The sequence below is a fragment of the Chitinophaga silvatica genome, from assembly GCF_003419895.1.
GTDB classification, from domain to species: Bacteria; Bacteroidota; Bacteroidia; order Chitinophagales; family Chitinophagaceae; genus Chitinophaga; species Chitinophaga silvatica.
Genome location: NZ_QPMM01000007.1, coordinates 62,845 through 89,746 on the forward strand (window position 1 = coordinate 62,845; position 26,902 = coordinate 89,746).

Here is a 26,902-nt window from a genome sequence, read left to right on the forward strand (position 1 = left end):
ACTAGGGTGTTCTAAGCTAAAACAAAGGGCATCAATAATTTAGCTATTCAATATAATAAAAATGCCCGCCAGAAGCGGGCAATAGAAGTAGTTATAAAGTTTCGGATGTTATTTATCATCCATTTTTTTTCTGATCAATTTTCCGGCTTCTTTTCCTGCTTTGGCATATGCATCACCAATTCGTGGTCCTGTAGCAAATTGGCCTCCTCCTCCTTTCATATCATCCAGCATAATTTTACAGAGCGATTTTTTCATATTGGCCTGGTCAAAAATTTCAACTTCCAGGTTAACTGCTGCTTTTTTCGCCTTTATACCAACGTTATAGCCTATTTCAATGAATTTAGTATGTACTACCATTACATATTTAGAAGCAACGGAGCTGTCTTTAGTTAGATTAATGTCGCAGAATTTACCAAAATGTTCGATAAAGCTAGGCTCATAATGTTTTTCTCTGTCGGCATACCAACTTTCTTCCCAGGCAGCACCACTTCCGGCTTCCTTGGCTTCTTTTTCGGCTTTCTTACGCTTAATGTAACTGGCCTCCCGACCATCTTCTCCTACAATAAGCTTGTCGTAAATAAATGATACTTTAAGATCTGTTACTCCTTTCAGGAAATTTAGTTTTCCTTTTACCAACTCCTGGGATTTTGACGAGAATGGGGTAGCTAATATTGTTAGCAGTACAAGAAAAGATAAAATACGTTTCATAAAATATAAGGATTGTATATAAATATACATATATCCTTATATTCTAATTAAAAGTTTCCCTAAACTCTACAGGAGATTGTTTCACCTTGGCCTTAAATAACTTGCTAAATGATTGTGGGTGCTCAAATCCAAGCTCATAAGCAATATCACTCACTGTTAAATTAGTTGTACTTAATCTTTCCTTGGCATAATCTATCACCTTATTTTGGATATGTTGCTGTGTGCTTTGCTGTGAATGAATACGTAACAGACTTCCCAGGTAATTGGCAGAAATATTTAACTGTTCAGCAAGTGTTGTAACAGTTGGAATACCTTTTTCCTTAAGGGCTTTAGGTTCAAAAAATTCAGAAAGTATTTGCTCGAAACGTTCGATTAATTCATGATTCGACTTTTCACGAGTAATAAACTGACGTTCATAAAAACGTTCTGAATAAATAAGCAATGTTTCTATCTGTGAAATTATTATCTGCTTACTAAACTTGTCGATACTTGACTTGTATTCCCTTTCTATATTTTGAAACAAATCAACAATCAACTTTTCCTCTTTATCTGAAAGGAACAGCGCTTCATTTACTGAATACTGGAAATATTCGTAGGATTTTATCTTTTTAGTTAATGCTGTATTCCAAAGGAAATCCGGATGAATGAGAAGTAAATAGCCTGTAGGAGTTACCTCAGCTGTAGGATTGACTTCCAATTTCAAAAATTGAAGAGGAGCAATAAACGATAACAGACCGGAGTCAAAATCATATTGCTGCTGGCCATAGTTAAATCTGGCGTTTACATTCCGCTTTAATCCAATGGAGTAAAAATTCTGAATCCATTTGAGCTCAGCACCCTCTAATGGGTATTGCACTTTGCTGTAATCAATCAGACTGATTAGTGGATGTTCTGGCTTCGGTAAATTACAGAATGAATGAAACTCAGGTATCGAATTAAAGCGAAATGTTTCCGACATATCAATTGTTTTACAAAATTCTGTTAGCAAAATTATTAATAAGCAGTGGATAAAGTATATTCTTTCCATTGCTCAGCATCAGCTGTAAGCAGCTCAATTTTGTTTGTCAGGATTTGGGTAGCATCAACTCCCAGCAACAAGTGAACAGGCGGATTGGCAGCCTGGCTTACAGCTATCAATACTTCTGCAGCTTTTGCAGGATCATTAACTTGATTACCATTGATTTGTTGCAGATGAGCCTGCTCTGATCGACGGGCATCCTCATAGGCTGGTAGGGGCTGATTTGGAGTTTTAATTGATCCACTGGACAGAAAATCGGTACGAAAATATCCGGGATATACAACGGTGGCTTTAATTCCAAATTCCTTTACCTCTTCAGCGAGGGCCTCAGTAAATCCGGCTACTGCAAACTTGGTAGCACAATAAATCCCCCAACCTGCAAAGTTACCGGCCAGGCCCCCAATTGAGGAAATGTTAAAAATGTTCCCTGATTTCTGATCTCTCAGGAATGGCATCACATTTCTGATAACATTTAATGAACCGAAAACATTTACATTAAAATTCTCCCTTGATTCCTCATCTGTAAGTTCTTCCAGTGTACCTATCTGACCATAGCCCGCATTATTAACCACAACATCGAGCCGGCCAAACCGGGCAATGCTCTTATTAATAGCTTCTTTTACACTTTCATTATCGTTTAAATTTACTTCTAATGGCAGGAAGTTTTCTGAGGGTTCCCCGATAGCAGCAATTAATGACCTGGAATCCCGACTGGTAGCAGCAACCATAAATCCTTCCTTTAGTAATTTTTCTACAAGGCTAAGGCCAAGTCCTCTGGATGCTCCTGTAACAAACCATACTTTCTTTGTTTTCATTACTTAATTTTTATATTGAGTTAATGATACAAAGATGGTTATGCCTAAAGAAATTTATGTAGCCGAATCAGGGTTTGTTGTGTTCAAATCGTGGATTTATAGTTGGAAATCTGGTATATAAGCAGGAATGCCTAAAGAAAGCCTGTGTATGACTATCCATAGAGCAAGGATGCCAATAAATAGTATTGAGCTATACTTAAGGATATGGGGTTTCATTTAAACTTTAAGGTTTATAGATATCCAGATTTTGGATGAGTGATTCTTTTAAGGAAATATAATTAAATTTTTTTGGGATTTTTTTTGAATCATCTATTAGGTTAAGATTTTCTTTAAAGAGCTCTATGTAATAGTTTAGCAGCTTATCTTTATTCAGTTTTATTATAATGTTGTAATCTATACTTCTGGTAATAAAAATTGATTTTGCTATACTGCTATAGGTAAGCTTTTCCTTATTTTCGAAAAATGAGGTAGCAACTCCATCAAATTTATATATTCCAAAGTTGAAATAAATCAATCTAAGTTCTCCTCCATATTTTTGTTGAGCAAGTTTATCATTGATATAGGGTTCAAGTTTATGCAGATCAAATTTAAGCAGCTTTTTATCGGCATATGGGCCTGTAATTGAAATGATTCTAAATTGAGTATTTGCATCTGGTTTAATGAAGAATGAACTATCCTTATAATAAAGTTTTTTCTTTTTTAGAAACAGTTGCAATTTACGTGCAAGACCTGCGTAGTCTATACGCCGCTTTCTATAACCTGGTTGATTCGCTTTATAATCGAGAAGCAATTGACATGCTGTAAGCACCAGGCTCAGTTTTTCCTGAACTTTTGCTTTATTGAATATTTTATTATCAATATGACATTGCAAATCCCAGCCCAATTCCATGGCTGTATCAGATTGTCTGGAGTAATCTATATCGGGTTCAATATAAATGGTAAATCCGAGTAAAGTCTTTTTACTACAGGGTATATTCTGAAGAAATTCTTCAAATACTTCTTCTGCTTTTGTAGCATATTTCTCATGCTGCTGGGAGAGTGGAATAGATACTCTGGCCCATAAGCCTTTGAATCCACGAATAGTATGATAGTCTGGTGCCATGACAGGAAGATACGAATTATTGCTATATATTATTAGTTACCCTATCTAGATAAGAAATAAAAAAGCCGCCACGGCAAAGTGGCAGCTTTAGGTTTATCATGCAAGAATAATGATTACAATAAACTAAAACCAGTTTCTTTAACATCACGACTGTTGCCACCGATAAAGAGCTTAAACTCCCCTGGTTCTGCGGCATACTTCAATTCACTATTAAAAAATTTCAGATCGTTTTCCGTAATGGTAAAAGTTACTTGTTTGGATTCTCCCGCTTTTAATGCAATCCGTTGAAATCCTTTCAGCTCTTTAACCGGGCGAGCAATGCTTCCTACCATATCACGAGTGTAAAGCTGCACTACTTCTACTCCATCATATTTTCCTGTATTGGTTACTGTTACTGTAGCGCTTATACTACCACCTGGCTTGAATTGAGTAGCAGACAGCTGTATATCGCTGTAGGAGAATGTCGTATAACTAAGTCCGTAGCCAAAAGGATATAATGGATCATTGGAAACATCGAGGTAATTGGAGCGGAACTTAGTAAACCATTTATCATCGCCGGCCAGTGGACGGCCAGTGTTTTTTTGACTATAATATAACGGTAATTGTCCTACGTTTTGAGGGAAGCTGGTAGTTAACTTACCGGAAGGATTTACATCACCAAATAAAACATCAGCAATTGCTGCACCGGCCTCGCAACCGCCAAACCAAACATTCAGGATAGCAGGAACATGCTCATTTTCCCATCCAAGAGTCATTGGCCTGCCTGCGAAAAGTACCAGTACCACAGGTTTACCGGTTGCTACCAATGCTGCGAGTAATTCTTTCTGGGTATCAGGAATTCCGATGTCGGTTCTGCTTGCGCATTCGCCGCTCATTTCAGACGCTTCGCCCAATGCTGCAACAATGATATCAGATTTAGCAGCAATCTCTAATGCTTCTTTTTGAAGTTGAGCTGCGGTATGTGCATCTCTGTTTAGAGAGCGGCCAAACATCGTACTATTGATTTCAAGCATTGAGTCGGCAGTGAGATTAGCGCCTTTGGCATAATTTATTGTTACCTGATTACCAACTTCTGTCTGTAATGCTTCTAACAGGGAAGGATGTTTGGTAAGCTCGGCGGATACCGACCAGGTACCTGTCATATTTACTCTTGAATTGGCGAGTGGGCCTATAAGCGCAATAGAACCTTGTTTTTTAAGCGGTAGTACCTGTTGCTGATTCTTAAGTAATACAAACGACTCTGTAGCTGCTTTACGTGCTTCCATTCGTTTTTCAGGGGTATAAATCTCTGCTTTTCTGTCGCCTTTACAATTGCGGTAAGGGTCGGAGAAGAGGCCCAGTTTATACTTTGCTTCGAGGATTCTGCGGCAGGCGGTGTTGATGGTATTGAGATCTATTTTGCCTTCTTTTAATGATTTGGCAATAGTACCTGTAAATCCTTCTCCTACCATATCCATATCTGTTCCGGCTTTGAGTGCCAGGGTAGAAACAGTTTGCAAGTCGCCTAACCCATGCGCCATCATTTCGTTGATGGCTGTATAGTCTGTTACTACGAAACCGGAAAAGCCCCATTGTTTACGAAGTACCTCTGTCATTAACCATTTGTTTCCGGTAGCCGGAATACCATCTACTTCATTAAAGGAAGTCATTACGGTGGCAGCACCGGCATCGATGGCCGCTTTGTACGGAGGAAAATACTCGTTATACATTCTCACCCGGCTCATATCGGTGGTATTATAATCTCTTCCGGCTTCGGCTGCACCATAAAGCGCAAAGTGTTTTACACAGGCAAGAATGTTACTGTTTTCAGAAAAGTTATTCCCCTGATAACCTCTTACCATTGCCGCAGCTATCTGTGAGCCCAGGTAAGGATCTTCACCAGAGCCTTCTGCAATTCTTCCCCAACGCGCATCGCGCGCTATATCTACCATCGGAGAGAATGTCCAGTTGATTCCGTCTGCACTTGCTTCTATGGCAGCAACGCGGGCACTTCTTTCTATCATATTCATATCCCAGGAGCAGGATAGTGCCAATGGTATCGGAAAAGTAGTTTTATAACCATGAACAACATCCAATCCGAAGAGCAGAGGAATTTTCAACCTCGATTGTTCAACAGCTATTTGTTGGGCTTTACGGATATCATCAACTTTCGTCATATTCAGCAAGGCACCTACCTGCCCGGCTTTAATTTTTGATTCTACACCTGTACTCACAGCAGAACCGGTTACAACTTCACCGGAAGTTAACAGATTGAGTTGCCCCAATTTTTCTTCCAATGTCATTTTCTTCATCAGCCCATCAACAAATGTTTTCATTTGCTGCTGCTGATTTTGGGCAATAGCTGCATTGAATAGCAGGCTACTTGCCAATAGTAGTAGTAATCTTAAAAATCTCATCTCAGAATCGTGTAGAAAAACTAATTAAAAACGAAGGGTGCACACTACCGGGAAGTGATCCGATGGAAAACGAAGATCCCTGGAATCTGTCAGCACAGCATAATTGAGCACTTCAATATTATTATTCACAAAAACAAAATCTATTCGTCCTTCTTTAACAACCTTTGTCCAGTTATGATATTTAAAGTCCTGGAAGGTGCTGTCTGGTCCATATGGTTTGGTTTGTGATACCAGTTTAGCATCCCTGAATTGTTTTACTATTGTGCCATATGCGCTCGTTTCAGGGCTGGAATTGAAATCGCCTGTGATGATTACCGGAGTATTTTTATCAGAGAGTTCATGAATTTTTTCCAGGATCATCTTTGCTGAGTTTTCTCTGGCCTGAACACCTTCATTGTCGAAATGCGTATTGAAGAAATAAAATTCCTTTCCGGTAGATTTTTCTTTCAGTTGAGCCCAGGTACAGATTCTGATATAAGCTGCATCCCATCCTTTGGAAGGAGTTTCAGGAGTTGGCGACAACCAGAAATTACCTGATTTTACCAGGTCATATTTTTCTTTATTATAGAAGATAGCAGAAAACTCTCCGCCTTCTTTACCATCATTTCTTCCAACGCCAACATGGGAATAGGTACCTATTGCTTCCAGGTCGTGCATTTGATCGATAAGGGCTTCCTGTACACCAAATACATCGAAATTGTGATATTGGATAAGCTCTTTCACCATCTCTTTACGGTGAGGCCAGGCGTTGGCACTGTCGTAGGCAATGTTGAGGCGCAGATTGAAAGTAGCTGCTTTTAAAGTGGTGATAGACTGATCTACCAGGTGGCTGGCAATAGCTTTTTGCCAGATGCGATAGCCTTCTGGTTTCATGTGGAGCTGATCTGCTCTGAAGATTTCGGCTTTGATAGAGCCATCTTTATTAAGCATTTTGCTGTATACATCCACAAAGGAGGTATTAGGTTGTTTGGCGAGAAATTGTTGAATGGCTTTATTGCTTTTCAGCATTTCCGGGATAAGTTTAGCCCTGCTGGGACTAGGTTTTATTGAAATAAAGGTAACCGGAACATCAGGCATCTTATTTCTGATCATGGAAAAGAGGGTCTGGAAGCGTTTCAGCACTACAGGAGCCTTAACGGTATCGCTGGAAGCCAGATCATTTTCTCCGCAGTAGATAACGATTTGCCTGGGATGATATGCAAAGATTACATCATCGGCATAATGAATTACATCCAGAAGGGTAGAACCGCCAAAACCACGATTAACAATGTAATGGCCGGGAAAATAGTTGTTTACATCCTGCCAGAATGTAAAGGAGGAACTACCAACAAAAAGAATTTCATTGCCTTTAGGGGCATTAATGGAATCCTTTTTTTTAAACGCCTGAATATCATTGTGATAAGGATATTGTTGGGCAAAGGTGTTGCTGAAACAGCAAATGCAAAATATTGCAGCTAAAATTTTTCTCATGGAATGTTGATTAATAGCTTCACTTTGGTATATAGTGATGCAATACTATTATCTTACCCCATAGAAAAGAAAAAAAATTTTATCTGGATATGCGGGAACGCAATATTATTGTGCTGCTGTCGGGTTTCTCAACTTGTGTATTCAGTATTGTAGAAAGTACGAACAATGCGTCATCCAGTGAGGAGATGAGAATAGGGCCGTTTACAGACCTGGTATTCATCTCTTTATCTTCCACAATTATTTTTTTGCCAAAATTATCTTCAAGATATACCAGAATTTCTTCCACTTTAGGGTTTTCCAGTATCAGCTTTTGATTTTTCCAGGCACTGAATTTTTCAGGTGCAATACTGGCAGTGGTAGATTTCTTTTCGGAATCGTTATATGCTACAATCTGACCAGGATACATAATGATATCCTGATTATTGTTATCAAATGAGAGTTTGATTTTACCACTTTGTAATACCACTTCGGTTTTCTGGCGTCTTTGTCTGATGTCAAACACGGTACCCAGAACAGTGACTGTAAGGCCTTTGGTATGAACTAAGAATTTGTCGCCGGATTTTATTTGATTAGTATCTTTATTGATATGTGTTACATTGAAAAGGGCTTCACCTTCCAGCCAAACTTCTCTGCTCTTACCATTTTTCCAGTTATCGTTAAAGGTGATTTTTGAATTGGCATTCAGGTCTACCTGCGAACCATCGGGTAGTGTAACTTGGCGTGTTTCGCCAAAACCTGTTTTGATTATTTGTTCGTTATGATAATTATTTAGGAAGAAATAGACCCCTGAAATGATGATTAACCCGGTGATCACTGCGGCAGCTCTGATGAGGGTGCGACGAAGTGTATGTATTTTTCCAACAGGCTTTTCAACTGGTTGAGCGATGGTCTGAATAAGCTGCAGGTGTTTTTCCCATGAAGCTTCAACTTCTTCATCGGAGGGTGTATGGGTTGCAAACGAAATATTTTTCAGGTATAAGCGTGCATTTTCTATGGCTTCCCTTTGCTGAGGAAGGGTGTTGATTACCTGCAGCCAGAATGCTTCATGGTCGGCAGATGGTTGGTACACCCATTCCTGGAAATAGGAATCCGTAAGAAAATCGCTTTCCTTATAGTTAACATATTTATGTGTTATGGATTCTTTCTTCATTCTAATTTATATAGTACCCGGTTCCGCTTTTTTTACCCCAAACTATTTTATAAAATTTATACAAATTGTATAAACCGCAAATATTAGAATAATAACAACAAGATCATAACCTTTTCTTTTAGTGCTAAGAGACTCCTTGCCATGATCTTATATGTTGCTTTTACCGAGATATTAAGAATGGATGCCACTTCTTTATATGAAAGATTTTCATAAAACTTAAGGAACACAGCTTCCAGCTGACGGCCCGTAAGTGTTTTAATTGCTTTTTGTAGTTTAACTTGCAGCTCCTCATTTAACTCATTACTGACGATTACATTCTCGATAGAGAATTCGTATTCTTCTTCTGCAGACTGATTAAATACCATTTTATCGTGCTGCCTGATTTTTTTGATGAGAACGTAACGAAATGATGAATAGAGATAAAAATTGGGTGATTCTACATGCGATAGTTTGTCACGCCTGTTCCATAAATCAAGGAATACCTCCTGTATACTGTCTTCAATCAGATATGTATTGCTGGTAAATTTCCTGCCGTAATTATAAAACCGTTTGTAATAATCTTTGTACAATCCGGAGTAGGCTTCTATGTCGCCATTAATAATATGTTGAAAAACCGGATTGTCCATTTTTAGGTTCAGAGATTGTTGGAATAGGTTGCAAAATTATCGAAAAAGAAAACTATCAACCTGTTGTATTTACTGAAAAGACAGGTTCTTTTGTTAAGTTATTGTTATCGAGAGCCCTAAAAATCTGTTGCTACACTAGATCTATCCCTGTTAATATTTATCGAAATTGTTTTAATTGATTGATTGTCAATGATGTATGTGTATTGTCGTGTCGGATTCCGTTTAGAGGCATTTTTGATGCTCCAACTACCTGAGAAAAAAAAATTATCTGATGGTGGGGTAATTTTTTCTGTTCCTGTCACTTATCACCATAAACGGAACCAATTCCACATTAATTAATGAAACTAAATTCGCCAACTATGACGCTGCGCTATTTTAAGCGGTTGCTTGTCGTACTGTTTCTGGCTGCAACAAGCCAGGTGTATGCACAGAAAGCTGTTCCTGTACTCGATGCCCTGAAAGCTATTACCCGCGAGTATAAAACAGACTTTGTCTATGATCCGCAGGTAGTTAAAAAGAAAACGACCACCTACAATCTTACCAATTTTGCCGGAAAGTCGTTGGAGGATGTACTGAAAGCAGTGCTTTATCCTAATGATCTGGTATTCCTCTATGTAAAACCCAACTACTACACTATTGTAGAGAAAGACAGGGTAGGAGAATATCAGGCACCTAAGAAATTAAATGATAATGATGCCCAGGTTACCAGCCAGGCGCATCAGAAAATTAAAGTAACTGGTGTCGTAACCGATGCTACTCAACCTATTCCTAATGTTATGATTATGGAAAAAGGTACAGGTAACGGTACTATGACCAAGCCGGATGGTAGTTATGCTATTACCGTTTCAGGCCCAAACGCTATTCTGGCTTTTTCTTCAATAGGTTATTCTACCCGTGAAGAAATTGTAGGCACCCGCAATTCTATAGATGTGAAATTGCAGGAGTCGACCAAAGAACTGGGTGAAGTAGTTGTAACCGCACTTGGTGTTAAGCGTGAAGAAAAAGCACTGGGCTATGCTGTACAATCAGTAAAAGGTACCAGTATGCAAACCGTGAAAGGGGTGGATCTTGGTACTTCCCTTACCGGACAGGTGGCTGGCCTTACTGTAAAAAACTCAACTGAATTTAATGGTGCTCCCAAACTGGAAATGCGTGGTGAAACCCCTTTACTGGTAATTGACGGAGTACCTTATGGAAATATGACATTACGCGATATCCCTACAGATGATATCGAAAGCATTAACATGCTGAAAGGCCCTACCGCCGCAGCTTTGTATGGTGCAAGAGGTGCTGCCGGTGCTGTTATGATTACCACCAAACGTAGCAAGGAAGATCGTCTGACAGTGGATGTAAACAGTAACACCATGTTCAACCTCGGTTACCTGGCACTCCCTAATGTTCAATCTTCTTATGGTCATGGTCTTGATGGTAAAATCAATACCGACTATGTTTGGGGTCCTAAACTGGATATTGGTCAAACTGCCGTGCAATGGAACCCAATCACCAAACAAAACGAGGAAATGCCACTGGTATCAAGTGGTAAGAACAACCTCAAAAACTTCCTGGAAACTGGTCTGATTACCAATAACAGCGTAAGCGTTACCAAAGGTGGACAAAATGGTTTCTTCAGAGCTGGTCTGAATCATATCTATAATAAAGGTCAGTTCCCTAACCAGAAACTGAATATCATTAATTATACTATGAGCGGCGAATTAAAAGCCGGTGATAAATTCAGTCTGGAAAGTCATATGGGTTATACCCGTACCACTGCTCCTCAGCTCTGGGGTAGTGCTTATGACCAGCAGGGTTATATCTACCAAATCTTAATGTGGACAGGACCAGATTACGATATCCGTCAATATAAAGACTACTGGGTTACTCAAAACCAAAAGCAAAACTGGCTGTATAATGCCTGGTATGATAACCCATACCTGATTGCTTACGAAAAGCTGAGAAGCACAGAACAAAATAAACTGAATGCAAGTCTGACTATGAATTACAACTTCACAAAAGATTTGAAGTTGATTTTCAGAAATGGTTATGACTATTATAAAAATGAAGATATTGTTCAAAATCCTGCTGGTATCAATTCTACCAGAGGTATGACAATTGGTAACACCTTTGGTTTCGACTTCAGTGGTAAAGGACTGTATGGTCAGAACCAAAGTTGGGGTAACAGTATCAACAGTGACCTGTTGTTGACCTATAACAAAAAAATAGGTAGCAAATGGAACCTCGACGCGTTGGGTGGTGCAAGTATCTTCTACTATAAACAAAGAGAGCAGGGGGCTAAAACCAGAAATGGTCTGGCAGTTCCGGGCTGGTATTCTTTAGCTAATGCAGTACCTTCAACTACTGCCGGTGTAGATGGTATTATCACCAACTACGGTACTTGGGCTAAGCAAACCAATTCTGTTTATGCTAAAGCTACTCTCTCCTGGAACAGTGCAGTATTCGTAGATGTTACCGGAAGAAATGACTGGAGTTCAACGCAGGCAGAAAATGCAAGATCATATTTCTATCCTTCTGTTGCAACATCTGTACTGATGTCTGAATTCCTCCACATGCCTAAATGGATTGATATGTGGAAGGTTAGAGGTTCATGGACAATGACTAAAACTCCGCTGGATGTATATGCCAATAACCTTGCGTATACCATTAATAACAGCTGGGGAAATACTACAGCTTCTACTCCTGATAATCTGGCAGGAAGTAATTTACTGCCTACAACAACCCGTACCTGGGAGTTTGGTACCGCAGCCTATTTGTTCAGCAAACGCCTGCACGTCGATTTAGCTTACTTCACTAAGTTGTACTACAATAACCAGATCAAGCAAACCCTTGCTCCATCGTCAGGTTATGCCACTACGCTGATTAATACCGGTGAAACTTATGCTCGCCGCGGTGTGGAAATAACCTTAGACGGTACAGTAATGAAGAAAGGTAAGTTCCAATGGAATTCTATGGTGAACTTCTCTACTCAGAACAGATACTTTGTGGATATAGACCCGGTTTATTCTGCAAAAAATCTGTGGACAGTAGCAGGTGGACGTATGGATGCAGTAGCCTATACTCAGAAAGCACTGAGAGATCCTAATGGTAATGTAATTCACCAGAATGGGTTGCCTATGCTGAGTACTTATACAGAGAAGTATGGTAATTCTGATCCTGATTTTGTGTTTGGGTTCATCAATAACTTCTCATATGGTAACTGGAACCTGGGTATTACTATCGATGGTCGTATTGGTGGTGTGATGTATGATTACATCTATGCTAAGATGTTTGATACCGGTGCTAACCCTGAAACAGATAATCAATGGCGTTATGACGAGGTAGTTAAAGGTTTGAAAAATTATGTTGGAAATGGCGTGAAAGTAGTAAGTGGTTCTGTTACCTATGACAACTATGGCCGTATAACCAGCGATACCCGCCAGTATGCTCCTAACGATGTTCCTGTAAGTTATCAGGCCTATGCACGTAAATGGGGTAACTCTTACGAAACCGGTGTAATGAATAAGAGCTTTGTTAAAGTACGTGAAATCTCTCTCGGCTACAGAGTTCCACAATCATGGTTCGGTAAATCAGGAATTAAAAATGCTTCAGTTGCATTAACTGGTCAGAATTTGTTCCTGTTCACCAAATTCAAATACTCAGATCCGGATGTTGATACCGAACTAATGAACGCTCCTGCTCAACGCATGGTAGGTTTTAACGTTAAGGTTGGCTTCTAAAAAAATACTAACATGACTAAGCATATATCTAAAATATCTGTTATTGCAGCACTGGTAGCTGGTTTCGGCTTCAGTAGCTGTACTAAAAAGTTTGATACGATCAATACCAATCCTGATAAGCCATCTTCGGCTTCTTCAGAATGGCTGGCAACCAATATGCTGGCAGCTATAACTTCAAAAGATATCTCTTCAGGAACAAATTTCCGTCAGCCTTTTACGTTAGGTAAATATATTGGCTGGACGGAGCTGGCAAGTGATTACCAGTATAATAAAATGGTAAGAGTAGATTTTGGAAGATTGCTGGTGTTGCGGGATGTAGATCCGATGATTAAAAATGCAACGAATGCAGATTTGAAAACTACCTTTGAGGGTTTTGGTCATTTTATACGTGCATGGCAGTTTTTCCAAACAACGATGCAGGTGGGAGATATTCCTTATACCGAGGCGATTCAAGGATCTACAGGGGTTATTAAAGCTAAATACGATTCACAGAAAGATGTTTTCAAAGGTATCTTAAATGAATTGGATCAGGCAGATCTGTTGTTTTCCAAAGGTGTAAATTTTACGGGCGATTTTATTTATCAGGGAAATATTGATAAATGGAGAAGATTGGCAAACAGCTTTCAGCTATATGTGCTGATCAGCCTTTCTAAAAAAGTGGGGGATGCAGATCTGGATATCATCAATAAATTCAAAACAGTGGCAGCACGTCCGCTGATGAGAGATTTCAACGATAACTTTGCAGTTACCTATACAGCATCTGCCGGTTATTGTTATCCATGGAGCAACACTCCTGCACAGTTGAATTCCTTCCTTGCATATCCTGCATTGTCTTCATATCTGTTAGATCCAATGAAGGCTACTTCGGATAAGCGTTTGTTCTACATGGCAGAACCATCTTCAGCGCAGATTGATGCAGGTAAAACAGCTTCTGAATATAGTGCATACCTGGGAGTGGATCCGGCAGATGAACTGTCAACTATCGTTTCCACAAAGAAGGCTGGTAAATCATGCGGGGTAAACAAACGCTACGAAGAAATGTATAATGCAGAACCAGTAGGTTTATTGAACTACTGGGATATTCAGTTCATACTGGCAGAAGCTACTGTACGTGGCTGGATCACCGGTACTGATGCTCAGACGTACTATGCAAATGGTATCAAGAGCCATATGAATTTCCTGGTAAAGTATGTACCTGTATTGTATACTCATGGTATGGCATTAGATGCTTCCTACATCGATGCTTTCCCTGGAACAATAGCACTTACCGGTTCTACAGAAAATCAGATCAAACAAATCATCACTCAAAAATATATTGCAGGATTCTTCCAGAATTCAGATTACAATGCATGGTATGAAAACAGACGTACAGGCTATCCTGTATTTACTATTAATGCCAGCACTAACCTGAATACACCTCCAACTTCTTTACCACTAAGATGGATGTATCCTCAAAAGGAACTGGATTACAATGCTGAGAATATTAGCAGCGCACTGAAAAGTCAGTTTGGTGGAGATGATAATCAGGCACTCCCAATGTGGATACTGAAATAATTAATTTCAATTGTGCATATATAATAATGAAGCTGTCTCTTTTTAGAGATGGCTTCTTTTCTTACAGGAGCTTTTGCAATTTTACGTACTGTAGCAGCATTATTGTTTTCCCATCTCTGATCTCTCCGGATTCAATCATTGCTAAGGCTTTGCTGATATGTACCTCCAGGACTTCAATTTCCTCCTGTTCGTGTTCTAATCCACCTCCCTTACTGATCTTCATTTCCGGGCTATATTCAGCAACGAACATATGAAGTATCTCCGTTACAGAACCGGGCGACATATAAGCATCGAATGCTTTTTTTACTTCCTGAATGCGGAAGCCGGTTTCTTCCTCGGCTTCGCGGCGTATACATTCTTCGGGATTATTTTCATCCAGCAGTCCTGCACAGGCTTCTATAAGCATTCCGCTTGTGTTGCCGTTAATATAGGTTGGTAGCCGAAATTGGTTAGTAAGGATTACATTTCCTGTAGCCGGGTTATAAAGCAGAATTGCTGCACCATTGCCGCGGTCATATGCTTCTCTTGATTGAGTTTGCCAGGTGCCAGTCCTGCCTTTATAATCATAGGTAACCTTATAAAGAGTATACCAGTTATCTGATAATATTTCCTGAGAGAGAATTTTTATCTGAGGTTGCATAACAATGATTGAAATTGATCAATTTTGATTATTTTTATCAAATATACATGAAAATGGGATATCAGGAAAGAAAAAAGAAAATTCTCAGGATCCTGGATAAGAAGGAAAGTATGGATGTGCAGGAAATTGCCGATGAAATGGAGATTTCTGCGGTAACTATCCGTCGCGACCTGCAAATGCTGGCAGATGAAGGGTTACTTATAAGAACACATGGTGGTGCTATGAAGGCAGAACCAAGGCATCCCTTTACTGCCTATGAAGATAAAGAAACTGTTTCCGCATCCCGGAAGAAATATATCGGGCAAATGGCGGCGGCACTTGTGAAACCAGGGGATACTATTTTCATGGACTGTGGCAGTACGGTTTTCGCTATGTGCGCCTATCTTAAAGATATTACTCCACTGCGCATCATCACCAATTCGTTGCCTGTTGCAGCTCAGTTTATGGATTCAAATGGTATAAGCGTAAATCTTGCGGGTGGTGAAATGGATGGCCCACGCAAAGCCATTCATGGGGATAGAGCTGTTGCACATTTAAAAACCTATCATGCCAATAAAGCGTTTATTGGAACAGACGGATTTTCTGTAAAGTATGGTCTGAGCGCTCATAGTGAAACTGAAGCAAGTATTAGCTCAGCAATGATAAGTTGTGCGGATCAGACATTTGTACTGTGCGATTCTTCCAAAATTGGTAAGGATAGTTATCTCAAATTTGCCTCTCTTACAATGCTTACCGCACTGGTGACAGATAAGGAATTATCTAAAGCGCAAACACTGCAACTAAAGGAAAAGAATGTGAAGGTTATTAATTAAATGAGCCGGATAAATCAGGTATCAATAAAATTGACATTGATACCTGATATAGTTTGCTTTTATGTATTCTCCTTTTTCAGGCCTTTTAATATTCCCAATACTGGCGAATTTGTTGGGATATCATGATAATCAAATCTCAGCATTGTTTCACCCAGCTGTTCATATTGGGCAGGAGGCACAATGAAAATTTGATGTAGCCGACCGCTAAAAGTTGGTTGAATACTATAGAATGGTAAAGGGCTCGACTTGCCGGGTTCAATGTATAGGGTAATAAAAGCTCCTTTAGTTCTAGTTTCGTTGGAAATGTAGCGGATCAGCCTAAAAGACCTATTATCTATAATTGTATCCTTTTCTATAAATTTTTCATTACTGTAAAATGGATAATCAAACTTAATTCCAATCTTTTTTTGGTCGATAGATAACCATTTATCTTTACTACTCCTTTCCAGTTCAGATAATGATGAAAATTTGCAGAAGCGTTTATTACTAATGTCAATCAGGTTGTAACCATTCTGTTCTATTTTATTGGTAATTTCCCCCTGTGGATTTTGTTTACTTTCAGTACGCAACATGCTTTCAATTCCAAAATCATTGTTATAATATACAGTATCAGGAGGTTTTATTTCTGAGAACTTATCATTTATTTTCCCTTTTGCCAAATAATGAAAAACAAACAAACCGGTATTGTTTTGATTTTTCTTCTGAGGTGAAAATGAAATCAAACTTGTTAGAAGAAAGATTGTTGTACAAGATAATTTGATCATGATTTTTTAGTTTGCAAGTGGGGGAAATGGTGAAAAATTACCATTAATAATGACCTCCATAGCTGGAATATATTACTCCCGCATTGACATAACGACTGTTATTCTTTTCAAAACTAACTCCCAGGTATTCCTGGATTCCGGAAACATGTAAAAATGCATTATACTGCCCAGAATAAATATATGCCTCAGTTTCGGTCCAGGTAACACCGAATGTAAATCCTTCTATAAAGGATGACATATGTTGAAGTGATTCAATTAAGTAATTACCGTTTAAATCCTTTTTCACTTTAAATCGTTCTCTTGAGTATATAGAATAGAAGCCAAATATATTATCAAACATTTGCCACTTATAGCTAAATTCGATACTGGAGTTAACTTCTGTATGCCCTGGATCAGAGTCGTCTTCCAGATAATCGAACCCAGGAGTATTGCTATTTAAAGGAACCAGCCAAAGTAATTCTGCCGTTGTAGGTTCAGATACAGAAGCCAGAGGTTTATTTTTATTGGGTTTTGCTTTTGGAGTTAAAACGGATTGCAAGGAGGCAATTTTAGTTTTAATAATTTGACTTCTTTCAATACTTGCAGTATCAAAGAAATTGACAAGGGCGATTCTCTTTTCAATTGGTATACTTTCAAATTCTGCATACGTTTTCTTACTTAAAATCTCACTCTCAATGTCTGGTACTGGGGTTAATTGTTGTGTATCAGTTTTTGTACAGGAGAAAAATGCAATTAATGATAGAAATAGGATGTTTTTTTTCATCTGGTTAATTTTATGGGTTTAATAATAAATAACAAAGGGTTTTATTTGGGAATTAATTATTCGTCAATCTTCCATAACAAAAACAACTACCCCGTTTATTTATACCGGTTATCCTTAAATAATGTTTAACTAGATTAATTAGAGGTGAATTTTTACTATATTTTAGAGAAATTTCTTTGTTTAAAATACTTGAATCTTAAGTTCATGGATACTGATTTTTAGCAAAATACCAGGGAGATTGATCAAATTTATCCGAAAGAATTTATGGTTCAATTTTCATGGTTTAAAAATTGATGGCTTTAATCTAACTATTGCCGGAAACCTTGACTTATGCTATTATCATACATTAGAGATCGTATTCAAAAATGTATTTTTCTTTTATGGTTGTATTTTGGGGTGGGTGTCTGATGTTAGTCGGCCATTCATAACTTATCTTTGAAACCTTAATCGTTTATCAGGTGTTATGGACTCATTTCTCGCATTTGTTGGTAATTACGTAAATCTTAAACCTGAAGCAAAGCAGGCATTGAGAGCTATTATTATTCGGGAGGAATTTTCTAAAGGACATATTCTTACGAGCGCGGGAACTATCTGTCGTTATATCTGGTTTATTGAACAGGGGCTAGCCCGAACTTTTTATATCAAGGATGGAAAGGATGTTACAGACTGGATTAGCCCGGAGAATACGATTTCCTGCTCATTGGTTAGTTTTTTAACACAAAGGCCAGACATCAGATCTATCGAGTTACTGGAGCCCGGCATTATTTGTGCCTTGCCATATGATGAACTGGAAAAGTTATTTACCCGCTACCACGAAATAGAGCGCTTAGGGCGATTGTTAGTGAATAGTGGTCTTATTTTAATGCAACAGCGGTTCGATGAGCTACATTTTTCTACAGCCCGCCAACGATACCAAAATTTACTGGCCACACAACCTGGCCTATTAAACAGGGTACCACTGGGAATGATAGCTTCTTTCCTGGGTATTACACAGGAAACACTTAGCAGAATGAGAAAGATATAGGATTTTGATAATTGTCAAAAGCTTTCCCGCCTACTTACAGGAACTTCGCATAAATGATAATGACTATGCGATTACAACCTATTACCAAACCAAATTCCTGGCTGATTAGACTAGCCTACTTTCTTTCCCGCAGAACATTTGGTAAAGTTCTCAGTGCATTTCAGGTTATTTATGCCCGAAGTACTCCGATATTACGCGTAATGCTAAAAATTATACAAACTGAAAAAAAACTAAGTTTGGATACTCCAACAAAACTCCTCATCAAAAGCTTTGTATCTAACCTGAATGATTGCCCTTTTTGTTCAAATACCAATGAATATTTGGCAATTAAAGGCAATATTAATAAGCAGAAAATCAATTCACTGTTAAATTACCGGGAGAGTGATTTATTCACTGCAAGAGAAAAAGCAATGATGGAGTATCTTGAATCTGTTACCTATACGAAAAACGCGTCAGATGATTGCTATCAGCAATTGCAACAATATTTCAACGATAAGGAAATTGTAGAAGTAACTTGGCTGTGTGCTGTTGAAAATTATTTCAATATGCAGGCTAAGCCGTTGGGGCTACCTTCGGATGCACTGAATGCATAACTTGAAATAACACCTGTTAACCCTAATTGTAATACTTAAATAACTATTGGAGCAATTTAATATTAATGTAATGAAATCTTGTGCCAGCAAGTATTTTAAAGTGGAATAGATAGGTGCCAAAGTACCCCCGATATCGTTTCAGGATCATACTATGATCGAAAAGCACCAAAAACGCCTTGATAACCAAGTTATATTTGTAGCATTATTTCTACGTTTTAAAAAACTGAATGCGTTATGAAAAATTTCATTGCATGCTGTAGTGTTCTTCTGTTCCTATGCCTACCAACAATTGTTGTGAATGCGCAGCAGAGAAAAATTACAGGACGAGTGCTAGATGACCAGGCTAAGCCACTCCCCGGGGCTTCCGTGGTTATAAAAGAAACCAAAACAGCTACAGTCAGCGACGGTGATGGAATGTTTACGCTGAACGTTCCGGCAGAAGGAAAAACTATCATTGTTACATACATCGGTATGCAAACAAAAGAATTTCCTCTTACAACGCAGAACAGTATTGTGGTGAATATGTCGTATGCCCCCGGAAATCTGAATGATGTGGTGGTAGTGGGCTATGGTGCTGTAAAGAAAAGTGATTTAACAGGTGCTGTTACCACCTTAAAGGGTGGAGATCTTAACAGAACACCTTCATCTTCTGTAGATCAGCTCCTGCAGGGTAAAATTGCAGGTGTGCAGGTGACCACTGGCGGCGGCGCTCCTGGTGCCGGTGCTACTATTCGTATTCGTGGTGCCAGTTCACTCAACGGTTCCAAAGATCCGCTATTGGTTGTTGATGGTTATCCATGGGGAGATGCTGGTAATCTGAAACAGATCAATCCCGAAGATATCGAATCTATTGAAGTGTTGAAAGATGCTTCCAGTGCAGCTATCTACGGCTCCCGTGGTGCCAATGGCGTAATCGTAATTACTACACGCAAAGGAAAACAAGGACAGAACCGCATCTCTTTTAATACTCTTCAAACCAAGTCATTCCTGTCTAATAAGCCAGATGTTTGGCGCGATCCGGTTGAAGATGCAACCTTTGCAAATGAATCTTCTATCAATGGTGGGGCCATTCCTTCCGATGTGCCTTATATCGGAATCTACAGACCTGTTGGTAATGGAATGGTATATTTCCCTTCTATTGCTGAACTGAGAGGGTTAGATCCTAATAAGCCACAGTGGCCTATTAATACAGATTGGGTAAACCTGATCTATCGCAAACCTTACTCACAGAACTATACATTAACGGCAGACGGTGGTAATGAAAAAACAAAATACGCCATCTCCGGAAACTATTATAATGAGGAGGGAATGGTTATCAATAATAACTATAACAAATATACTTCCCGCTTAAATCTCGAGCAGAAGCTCACCAACGCAATAACTGCCGGTACCAATATCATTCTTGCCTATACAAAGAATACGGGGCAGCAACTTGGCGTAGGCAGATCCCGTATCTGGCCTGTTTATGATTCCAGTGGTGGCTATTTCCGCAATAGCAATACCGACTTCGGTAACCCAATTGCTTTAACAAATCAACTGCTCAATACTTCAAAAACAACAGATTTCATGGGTAACCTTTATGTGAATGCCAAAATCACAGACTGGTTACAATTCCGTACTTCCATCAATGCTAAATCCGGTAACAGTATTCAGGACCAATATGATCCTAAAAACAGTACCCAGCGGGCGTTAGATAATAAAGGCAGTTACGGTAGCATCAACAATGGTAACTACTTCGATCTGTTGTCTGAAAACTATCTTACTGCTACCAAAGATTTTGGTACTGATCATAAGGCAACTATCGTTGCAGGTTACTCTTTTCAGAAAACTGAAAACAGGTATAGTGGCCTTACCGGACAGAATTTTGTGAATGATGTAATGAAGAACGAAAACCTGGCTACTGCAGGAACGATGCTTATTTCTAATGACCTGCAGCGCTATAATCTTGCTTCCTGGTATGGACGTGGTAACTACGCTTATAAAGATCGCTATTTACTTACATTGACAGCAAGAGCTGACGGATCTACGAAATTCGGGTCCAACAATAAATGGGCATTCTTCCCATCTGCTGCATTGGCATGGAAAGCGGGAGAAGAGCAATTTATTAAGGATATGAACCTGTTCTCTGAATTGAAATTGAGAGGTAGCTACGGCCTTACAGGTAACCAGGGGATTAGTCCTTACCAAACCCTGGACCGCTACGGTTCCTACAAGTATTTCACTGGTTCTGCATTTGAAACAGGTTTCGGGCCCGGACTTGCAGGAGCTAATGATGAGCAGGGGCGTACTATCGTTGCGGGCTTAGGTAACAATAGTCTGAAATGGGAAACTACCAGATCACTCGATTTCGGAATAGATGTTGGATTCTTTGATCAACGATTTACCGTTAGTGCAGATTACTATGTAAAACAAACCAGCGATTTGCTTCGTCTGAAAACCATTGCTCCATCTGCCGGTTATGATCGTCAGTGGATCAATGATGGTGAAGTACAAAACCGTGGGATTGAAATTGGGTTGAATGCCAATGTTATAAATAAAGGTGCACTTACCTGGAATATTGGTGGAATGTTTACCAAAAACGTGAACAAGGTTGTATCGATGGGCGAAAGCAACCAGGTATTTATCGGATCGTTGTATGAATCGGTGCGTCAGCAGATCAGTACTTATACGGTTGGTCAACCTATGTTCGCTTTCTATGGCTATAAAACTGCCGGAATTATTCAGAGCGTTGATGAGGGTATTAAAGCTGGTTTAACTGGTGTAGATGCACAGCCAGGCGAAATCAAATACCTGGATATTTCAGGTCCTGATGGTAAACCTGATGGTATCGTAGATTCTTACGACCGTACTATCATTGGTAATCCTAATCCTGATTTCATTTATAGTATCAACACTAATGTAAAATATAAGCAATTTGATTTGTCGTTGCAATTATACGGAGTACAAGGTGGAGATGTCTGGGATTTCCAGAAGATGACGCCTAGCAGATGGTTACAGCGCTGGACGCCAGATAATCCAAGCAATGAATATCCGAGAGCTAATGGTACCCGTGGCTGGAGAGCTTCTGACTTCTACCTTACCGATGGATCTTTCCTGCGTATCCAAAACGTAACAGTTGGTTACAATCTGAAAACAAATGCAGTGAAATATGTAAAGAGCCTGCGTCTCTATCTCTCAGGCAACAACCTGTATACATTCACCAAATTCAACAAAGGATTTGATCCTGAAGTAGGGGAAAGCGGAATTAATGGCGGTGCATATCCAAGACCACGTGCTGTTTCACTAGGTGCGAATGTAGTTTTCTAATCCGTTAAAATCTTCGACATGAAAAAACAAACTTTCAAATATATCATACCTGTAATATTGAGTGTAAGCATCCTGGGTAGTTGCTCCAAAATGGAGGAGAAACCCTATGGGATGATCAACTCTCAGACCTATTATAAAACACCGGATGATGCAAGAGCAGCAATTATTTATGCCTATTCCATTCTGCCGGAAGTAGGGTATTATTCAAGAGGCTATTATTTAACCACCGAATTACCTACTGAAAATCTTACCCAGAAAGGAGATGCAGGAGTTGGGAATTTTGAGTTGGATGAACTCAGAACTACCTCTACTAATCCGGATCTCGATAATATCTGGACGTATATGTATCGGGGTATTGCCCGTGCAAATGCTGTAGTGGCAAATGTTCCAAAGATTCAGGGAATGGATGCATCCGAACGTAACCAGATCACCGGAGAAGGATATTTTCTGCGCGCACTGCATTTCTTCAACCTGGTACGCATGTTTGGGGAAGTTCCTTTACGTACTACCACTATCGAAGACGCATCACAGATCCCCCTTGCCAAATCTTCCATGAAGGAAATCTATGCTCAGATTATCAGCGATCTGAAAGCAGCCGATACGCTGATAACAAAGAACCGCATAAGCGAAGGCCGGGCAAACAAACCTGCTGCACAAGGCTTGCTGGCAAAGGTTTATTTGCACCTGGCTTCCTCCAAAGTATCCGGATCTCCGGGATATGATTTTGTAGAAAATACAGATGATATGTATGCCCAGGCAAAACTCTATGCCGATAAGGTGATTAATGGGCAACAGACTTTTGGATTTACAGACAATCTTCCGGATATCTTCAACATTGATATTTATAAAAAAGCAGCAGTTACCGAACATATTTTTGATGCAGCAGTAGATAGGAGCGGCGACAGAGAGGGTAGTTTCTCCAAATTGCCCAATATGTTTCTGCCGGCAGATCGACCAATGACTATTCCTTACAACCAACTGAAGCCAGATAGTGCTACTATTGATATCGGACAGGGTTGGGGGCATTTCCGTACTGAATCTGCTATTTACTTTAGTTATGCGGATGTTGACAGACGAAAAACACAGCTGATTGTTTCTAAGTATACCAATGCCGGTCAAACTTATAATTTGGATATCAACAGTAGTTCACGTCCTTTCACCAGGAAATTTATAGATGCACAACGAATTGGAGATGCGAGTAGTGCAAATTCACCGATTATCCGGTACTCTGACATCTTGTTGACCTATGCAGAAGCCTGTGGCCCAACCACCGATGGCTATGCAGCAGTTAATAAAATTCGCAGAAGAGCTGATATTGGTGATCTGCGCCCGGATATGGATGTTACTTCCTTCAGAAATGCGGTAATTCAGGAACGTGCCTGGGAACTGGCTTTCGAAGGTAGCAGGTTATTTGATCTTCGCAGAACCAATACCATGGAAAAAGTACTGGTACAACAATATGGTAAAACCATTACAAGCGGTGCTTATTTCTTCCCTATTCCGCAACGGGAGCTGGACACCAATCCATTAATGAAAAAATAAACTGATTCATGAAACATATCTCATATTATTTTTGCCTGGTACTGCTGTTTGCTTCCTGTACCAAAGATCCTTTTAAAGGAGTAACCAGTAATGAGCGTGCCATTGAAGCTATAACTCTCGGCAATGGCCTGGTGCAGGTAGGTCCGGCTACCATTGATCGTGCTGCCTCCAAAGCATCAGTTAAAGTTTTGCTGCAGGCCAATACCGATCTGAGTAAAGTGGTGGCACAAATACAAACTTCCTATAAGGCAACTATTTCGCCGGCTAATGGTCAGGCTATTGACTTTACAAAAAATAATAACCAATTTAAGTATACGGTTACCTCAGAAGCTGGTACAACCAGGGAGTGGACAGTGGAAATTGTACCATTCGAGGAAACATTGCTCGGAACCTATTCCGTACAGGCATTGGTGTTATACGGAGGAACAGGACCAGAATATGGCGGTGGTGGTGTAATAAACCTCAAAGATAAGCCATGGGTTTGGGCTGGTACCGATACTCCGGATAAAGAACTGGATAATACAATAACCTTCGAGTTTAGTGGGGTTACTACTGATGGGAAAACTACCGGTAAGGTTACCAACAGTGCAGGACCAGACGGTGCCTACGCCAACTTTATGTATGCCAACCCGGCCCTGGATCTTAATAACGTATACAGGGTTATACCAAAAGGAGAAAGCACCTGGGAACGTGATTATATCAACAACGTAGTCATTTTCATTGATAAAAACGGAAAACGTACTTCCGGTGCATTTCAGGGAGCTAAGACTATTGATCTGGGCAATAACCTGAGCAAGAAAATTACAGATAACTCTTTTGACTTTACTTTAACGGGAACTGACGACTGGGGTAATATTTATTCAGATCTGGACAAATTTGTGAAACGTCCGCGCAGATTTTGGATTGATGTTAAACGAAACCAGTAATAAGTACCACCATGAAAAAAATGACCTTTAACGTATTCATACTAGCAATAGCGCTTGGCTTTGGAGCCTGTAATAAAAATAGTCCTGCTGCGGAGGAAAATAAGTCGGTTGACACAGTGAAGCCATCACAATTTCAAACGATCAACTACCTCAACAGCATTTCGGGGAAGAAAACCCTGTCGGGTATTCATAACCGGGAACCTAATAGTACTCCCGCCCGCTGGACGAATGAAATCAATGCTACCACAGGAAAATATCCGGCATTATGGAGTGGCGATTTTCTTTTTCAGCAAGATAATATCAACAACCGCCAGATGATGATAGATGAGGCTATACGTCAATGGAAGAAGGGGGCAGTTGTGAACATTATGTGGCATGCCTGTAATCCTGCTTACGGCGCTCCCTGTAACTGGGAAGATGGCAAAGGAGTATTGAGTGGCCTATCGGATGCACAATGGACAGAACTCTGTACAGAAGGAACCGCACTCAATACCAAATGGAAAGGAATGGTAGATGAAATTGCTGTCTATCTGCAACAACTTAAAGACCAAAAAGTAGAAGTACTTTGGCGACCATTCCACGAAATGAACCAGGGGAAATTCTGGTGGGGAGGACGCCCGGGGCCTAACGGCACTGTAAAGCTCTATCAATGGCTACACGATTATCTGACCAAAACCAAAGGACTTACCAACCTGATCTGGGTATGGAATATCCAGGATTTTGGATCCTTAGCCACAGATGCCGTTAATTATAACCCAGGTGCTTCCTACTTCGATATTGCTTCGTTGGATGTTTATGATGGTTCCGGTTATACACAGGCAAAGTACGAGGTGATGTACCGGATTGCAAAAGGAAAACCTATTGCAATCGGTGAATGTGATAAACTGCCTACGGTTACGGAGTTGAGAAATCAAAGCAGTTGGGTGTTCTTTATGAGTTGGTCTGAACTTACCTTCAACAAAAATTCAAACAGCGAACTTCAACAATTGTATAATGCCGACAATGTAATTACGCTGGAAAAAATGCCTGGATGGAAATAAACAAAAAGCTTCCAAAATTTCTTGTAGCCTGTTGTGTATCCTGCAGTATTTCATATCCTGCAGCTGCACAGCAGGCTACTGCTTTACAGCCGTATATATTTCAGATAGATGTTTCCGGAGTGGCTTCTATAAATAACAATTCCTGGTCGGTGGCCGGAAATAGCGCCGGTACTTCTCCCAATATTCTATCCGAACTTAAATGGAAAGAACAAACCGGATTAGGAACAAAGTTATCGGTCAGTAGTTCCCCCTTTAAACATTGGAGCCTGAATATTGCATACCAGAAAACAGGAACTATTAACGGAAGCGCTACAGACAAGGATTATAAAGCCGATAACCGGACAGAAATAACTTATGAAGGAAACTTTTCTGCAGCTAAAGGATATTTACAGGATTGGTATACCGGTATTGGATACACGTTTTTATGTAATTCGGAATTAATATGCACTGTTCAATTGGGTTACAATAATTCTAATCAACTTAATTATTTGTTGCCTGCTGATGCCAGTACGCCGGCAGACCTATCTTCAACTTATAAAAATACCTGGAAAGGTATTGTGATTGGCGGGATAGCAGATTTACCACTTGGGCGGATAACTGTGTCGCCAGGTTTGCAATATCGTCAGTTAACCTATTATGCTGCCGGAAATTGGAACCTGATTCAAACATTCCAACATCCTTTAAGTTTTGAGCATAACGCCAAGGGATTTAGTATTAATCCGAGTTTACGGGTTAGGTATAGCATCACAAAAAATATTGGTTGGTTTACATCTTTGAATTATGAGTATTTCGAGACCGGGCATGGTGCAGAAACTTTGTATCTGCGGGAAAATGGAACGGCCAACACACGGTTGAATGCAGCATATCGGAATGGATGGAGTTTACAAGCCGGTATCTCTGTTAAGAGCAATAAATAAAAAAG

The 26,902-nt window shown here is 39.7% G+C and carries 21 protein-coding genes; 10 read left to right on the forward strand and 11 right to left on the reverse strand.

The window, feature by feature from the left end; genetic code table 11:
* Window positions 1–108: 108 nt before the first annotated feature.
* The 8 genes from DVR12_RS13795 to DVR12_RS13830 all read right to left on the reverse strand — a co-directional run bounded on the left by DVR12_RS13795 (window position 109) and on the right by DVR12_RS13830 (window position 9,285).
* Window positions 109–708, reverse strand: coding sequence for a hypothetical protein (locus DVR12_RS13795; protein ID WP_147323458.1), 600 nt, complete (start codon window positions 706–708; stop codon window positions 109–111).
* A 43-nt stretch (window positions 709–751) separates the two neighbouring features.
* Window positions 752–1,666 carry a helix-turn-helix domain-containing protein gene (locus tag DVR12_RS13800; protein ID WP_116976275.1) on the reverse strand — a complete coding sequence of 305 codons (915 nt, stop codon included), beginning with the start codon at window positions 1,664–1,666 and terminating at the stop codon, window positions 752–754.
* A gap of 35 nt (window positions 1,667–1,701) precedes the next feature.
* Window positions 1,702–2,541: an SDR family NAD(P)-dependent oxidoreductase gene (locus DVR12_RS13805; RefSeq protein ID WP_116976276.1), complete on the reverse strand. Its 840-nt coding sequence runs from the start codon at window positions 2,539–2,541 to the stop codon at window positions 1,702–1,704.
* 223 nt (window positions 2,542–2,764) lie between these two features.
* The gene (locus DVR12_RS13810; RefSeq protein WP_116976277.1) at window positions 2,765–3,643 is read right to left on the reverse strand and encodes a hypothetical protein; all 879 of its coding nucleotides are present in this window, start codon (window positions 3,641–3,643) and stop codon (window positions 2,765–2,767) included.
* A 113-nt stretch (window positions 3,644–3,756) separates the two neighbouring features.
* Window positions 3,757–6,039: a beta-glucosidase BglX gene (bglX, locus tag DVR12_RS13815; RefSeq protein ID WP_116976278.1), complete on the reverse strand. Its 2,283-nt coding sequence runs from the start codon at window positions 6,037–6,039 to the stop codon at window positions 3,757–3,759.
* Window positions 6,040–6,063: 24 nt separating this feature from the next.
* Window positions 6,064–7,509 carry an endonuclease/exonuclease/phosphatase family protein gene (locus tag DVR12_RS13820; RefSeq protein ID WP_116976279.1) on the reverse strand — a complete coding sequence of 482 codons (1,446 nt, stop codon included), beginning with the start codon at window positions 7,507–7,509 and terminating at the stop codon, window positions 6,064–6,066.
* A gap of 79 nt (window positions 7,510–7,588) precedes the next feature.
* Window positions 7,589–8,659, reverse strand: coding sequence for a FecR family protein (locus tag DVR12_RS13825; protein ID WP_116976280.1), 1,071 nt, complete (start codon window positions 8,657–8,659; stop codon window positions 7,589–7,591).
* Between the two features lie 83 nt (window positions 8,660–8,742).
* Window positions 8,743–9,285 carry an RNA polymerase sigma factor gene (locus DVR12_RS13830; protein ID WP_116976281.1) on the reverse strand — a complete coding sequence of 181 codons (543 nt, stop codon included), beginning with the start codon at window positions 9,283–9,285 and terminating at the stop codon, window positions 8,743–8,745.
* Between the two features lie 359 nt (window positions 9,286–9,644).
* On the opposite strand from DVR12_RS13830, the gene DVR12_RS13835 reads away from it, so the two are divergent.
* Window positions 9,645–13,016 (forward strand): SusC/RagA family TonB-linked outer membrane protein, encoded by a 3,372-nt coding sequence (locus DVR12_RS13835; RefSeq protein WP_158563269.1) that lies wholly within the window; start codon window positions 9,645–9,647, stop codon window positions 13,014–13,016.
* Between the two features lie 12 nt (window positions 13,017–13,028).
* Window positions 13,029–14,570 (forward strand): SusD/RagB family nutrient-binding outer membrane lipoprotein, encoded by a 1,542-nt coding sequence (locus DVR12_RS13840; RefSeq protein ID WP_116976283.1) that lies wholly within the window; start codon window positions 13,029–13,031, stop codon window positions 14,568–14,570.
* Window positions 14,571–14,631: 61 nt separating this feature from the next.
* On the opposite strand, the gene nudK is transcribed toward DVR12_RS13840, so the two are convergent.
* Window positions 14,632–15,210, reverse strand: coding sequence for a GDP-mannose pyrophosphatase NudK (nudK, locus tag DVR12_RS13845; protein ID WP_116976284.1), 579 nt, complete (start codon window positions 15,208–15,210; stop codon window positions 14,632–14,634).
* Window positions 15,211–15,263: 53 nt separating this feature from the next.
* On the opposite strand from nudK, the gene DVR12_RS13850 reads away from it, so the two are divergent.
* On the forward strand, window positions 15,264–16,022 hold the full coding sequence (locus tag DVR12_RS13850; protein WP_116976285.1) for a DeoR/GlpR family DNA-binding transcription regulator: 759 nt from the start codon (window positions 15,264–15,266) through the stop codon (window positions 16,020–16,022).
* A gap of 59 nt (window positions 16,023–16,081) precedes the next feature.
* Here the strand turns inward: DVR12_RS13850 and DVR12_RS13855 are convergent, their stop codons facing one another.
* Window positions 16,082–16,786 (reverse strand): hypothetical protein, encoded by a 705-nt coding sequence (locus tag DVR12_RS13855; RefSeq protein ID WP_116976286.1) that lies wholly within the window; start codon window positions 16,784–16,786, stop codon window positions 16,082–16,084.
* A gap of 43 nt (window positions 16,787–16,829) precedes the next feature.
* A complete protein-coding gene (locus tag DVR12_RS13860; RefSeq protein WP_116976287.1) occupies window positions 16,830–17,549 on the reverse strand; it encodes a hypothetical protein in 720 nt (239 codons plus the stop codon).
* 463 nt (window positions 17,550–18,012) lie between these two features.
* Here DVR12_RS13860 and DVR12_RS13865 point away from each other — a divergent pair, with 463 nt between their 5' ends.
* From DVR12_RS13865 to DVR12_RS13895, 7 genes are all read left to right on the forward strand, one after another.
* Window positions 18,013–18,573, forward strand: a complete 561-nt coding sequence (locus DVR12_RS13865) for a Crp/Fnr family transcriptional regulator (RefSeq protein WP_116976288.1) — start codon at window positions 18,013–18,015, stop codon at window positions 18,571–18,573.
* Between the two features lie 65 nt (window positions 18,574–18,638).
* Window positions 18,639–19,166, forward strand: coding sequence for a carboxymuconolactone decarboxylase family protein (locus DVR12_RS13870; protein ID WP_116976289.1), 528 nt, complete (start codon window positions 18,639–18,641; stop codon window positions 19,164–19,166).
* A gap of 234 nt (window positions 19,167–19,400) precedes the next feature.
* Window positions 19,401–22,472: a SusC/RagA family TonB-linked outer membrane protein gene (locus DVR12_RS13875; protein WP_116976290.1), complete on the forward strand. Its 3,072-nt coding sequence runs from the start codon at window positions 19,401–19,403 to the stop codon at window positions 22,470–22,472.
* A gap of 18 nt (window positions 22,473–22,490) precedes the next feature.
* Window positions 22,491–24,014, forward strand: coding sequence for a RagB/SusD family nutrient uptake outer membrane protein (locus DVR12_RS13880; RefSeq protein ID WP_116976291.1), 1,524 nt, complete (start codon window positions 22,491–22,493; stop codon window positions 24,012–24,014).
* An 8-nt stretch (window positions 24,015–24,022) separates the two neighbouring features.
* Window positions 24,023–24,940 (forward strand): DUF5018 domain-containing protein, encoded by a 918-nt coding sequence (locus DVR12_RS13885; protein ID WP_116976292.1) that lies wholly within the window; start codon window positions 24,023–24,025, stop codon window positions 24,938–24,940.
* An 11-nt stretch (window positions 24,941–24,951) separates the two neighbouring features.
* Window positions 24,952–25,980, forward strand: a complete 1,029-nt coding sequence (locus DVR12_RS13890; protein WP_116976293.1) for a glycoside hydrolase family 26 protein — start codon at window positions 24,952–24,954, stop codon at window positions 25,978–25,980.
* Window positions 25,971–26,897, forward strand: coding sequence for a hypothetical protein (locus DVR12_RS13895; protein ID WP_116976294.1), 927 nt, complete (start codon window positions 25,971–25,973; stop codon window positions 26,895–26,897). The genes DVR12_RS13890 and DVR12_RS13895 overlap by 10 nt, the downstream gene beginning before the upstream one ends.
* Window positions 26,898–26,902 lie beyond the last annotated feature (5 nt).

Coding starts and splice junctions, on each gene's coding strand:
- DVR12_RS13795 (WP_147323458.1), bottom strand. CDS start 708: ATGAAACGTATTTTATCTTTTCTTGTACTGCTAACAATATTAGCTACC.
- DVR12_RS13800 (WP_116976275.1), bottom strand. CDS start 1,666: ATGTCGGAAACATTTCGCTTTAATTCGATACCTGAGTTTCATTCATTC.
- DVR12_RS13805 (WP_116976276.1), bottom strand. CDS start 2,541: ATGAAAACAAAGAAAGTATGGTTTGTTACAGGAGCATCCAGAGGACTT.
- DVR12_RS13810 (WP_116976277.1), bottom strand. CDS start 3,643: ATGGCACCAGACTATCATACTATTCGTGGATTCAAAGGCTTATGGGCC.
- bglX (WP_116976278.1), bottom strand. CDS start 6,039: ATGAGATTTTTAAGATTACTACTACTATTGGCAAGTAGCCTGCTATTC.
- DVR12_RS13820 (WP_116976279.1), bottom strand. CDS start 7,509: ATGAGAAAAATTTTAGCTGCAATATTTTGCATTTGCTGTTTCAGCAAC.
- DVR12_RS13825 (WP_116976280.1), bottom strand. CDS start 8,659: ATGAAGAAAGAATCCATAACACATAAATATGTTAACTATAAGGAAAGC.
- DVR12_RS13830 (WP_116976281.1), bottom strand. CDS start 9,285: ATGGACAATCCGGTTTTTCAACATATTATTAATGGCGACATAGAAGCC.
- DVR12_RS13835 (WP_158563269.1), top strand. CDS start 9,645: ATGACGCTGCGCTATTTTAAGCGGTTGCTTGTCGTACTGTTTCTGGCT.
- DVR12_RS13840 (WP_116976283.1), top strand. CDS start 13,029: ATGACTAAGCATATATCTAAAATATCTGTTATTGCAGCACTGGTAGCT.
- nudK (WP_116976284.1), bottom strand. CDS start 15,210: ATGCAACCTCAGATAAAAATTCTCTCTCAGGAAATATTATCAGATAAC.
- DVR12_RS13850 (WP_116976285.1), top strand. CDS start 15,264: ATGGGATATCAGGAAAGAAAAAAGAAAATTCTCAGGATCCTGGATAAG.
- DVR12_RS13855 (WP_116976286.1), bottom strand. CDS start 16,786: ATGATCAAATTATCTTGTACAACAATCTTTCTTCTAACAAGTTTGATT.
- DVR12_RS13860 (WP_116976287.1), bottom strand. CDS start 17,549: ATGAAAAAAAACATCCTATTTCTATCATTAATTGCATTTTTCTCCTGT.
- DVR12_RS13865 (WP_116976288.1), top strand. CDS start 18,013: ATGGACTCATTTCTCGCATTTGTTGGTAATTACGTAAATCTTAAACCT.
- DVR12_RS13870 (WP_116976289.1), top strand. CDS start 18,639: ATGCGATTACAACCTATTACCAAACCAAATTCCTGGCTGATTAGACTA.
- DVR12_RS13875 (WP_116976290.1), top strand. CDS start 19,401: ATGAAAAATTTCATTGCATGCTGTAGTGTTCTTCTGTTCCTATGCCTA.
- DVR12_RS13880 (WP_116976291.1), top strand. CDS start 22,491: ATGAAAAAACAAACTTTCAAATATATCATACCTGTAATATTGAGTGTA.
- DVR12_RS13885 (WP_116976292.1), top strand. CDS start 24,023: ATGAAACATATCTCATATTATTTTTGCCTGGTACTGCTGTTTGCTTCC.
- DVR12_RS13890 (WP_116976293.1), top strand. CDS start 24,952: ATGAAAAAAATGACCTTTAACGTATTCATACTAGCAATAGCGCTTGGC.
- DVR12_RS13895 (WP_116976294.1), top strand. CDS start 25,971: ATGGAAATAAACAAAAAGCTTCCAAAATTTCTTGTAGCCTGTTGTGTA.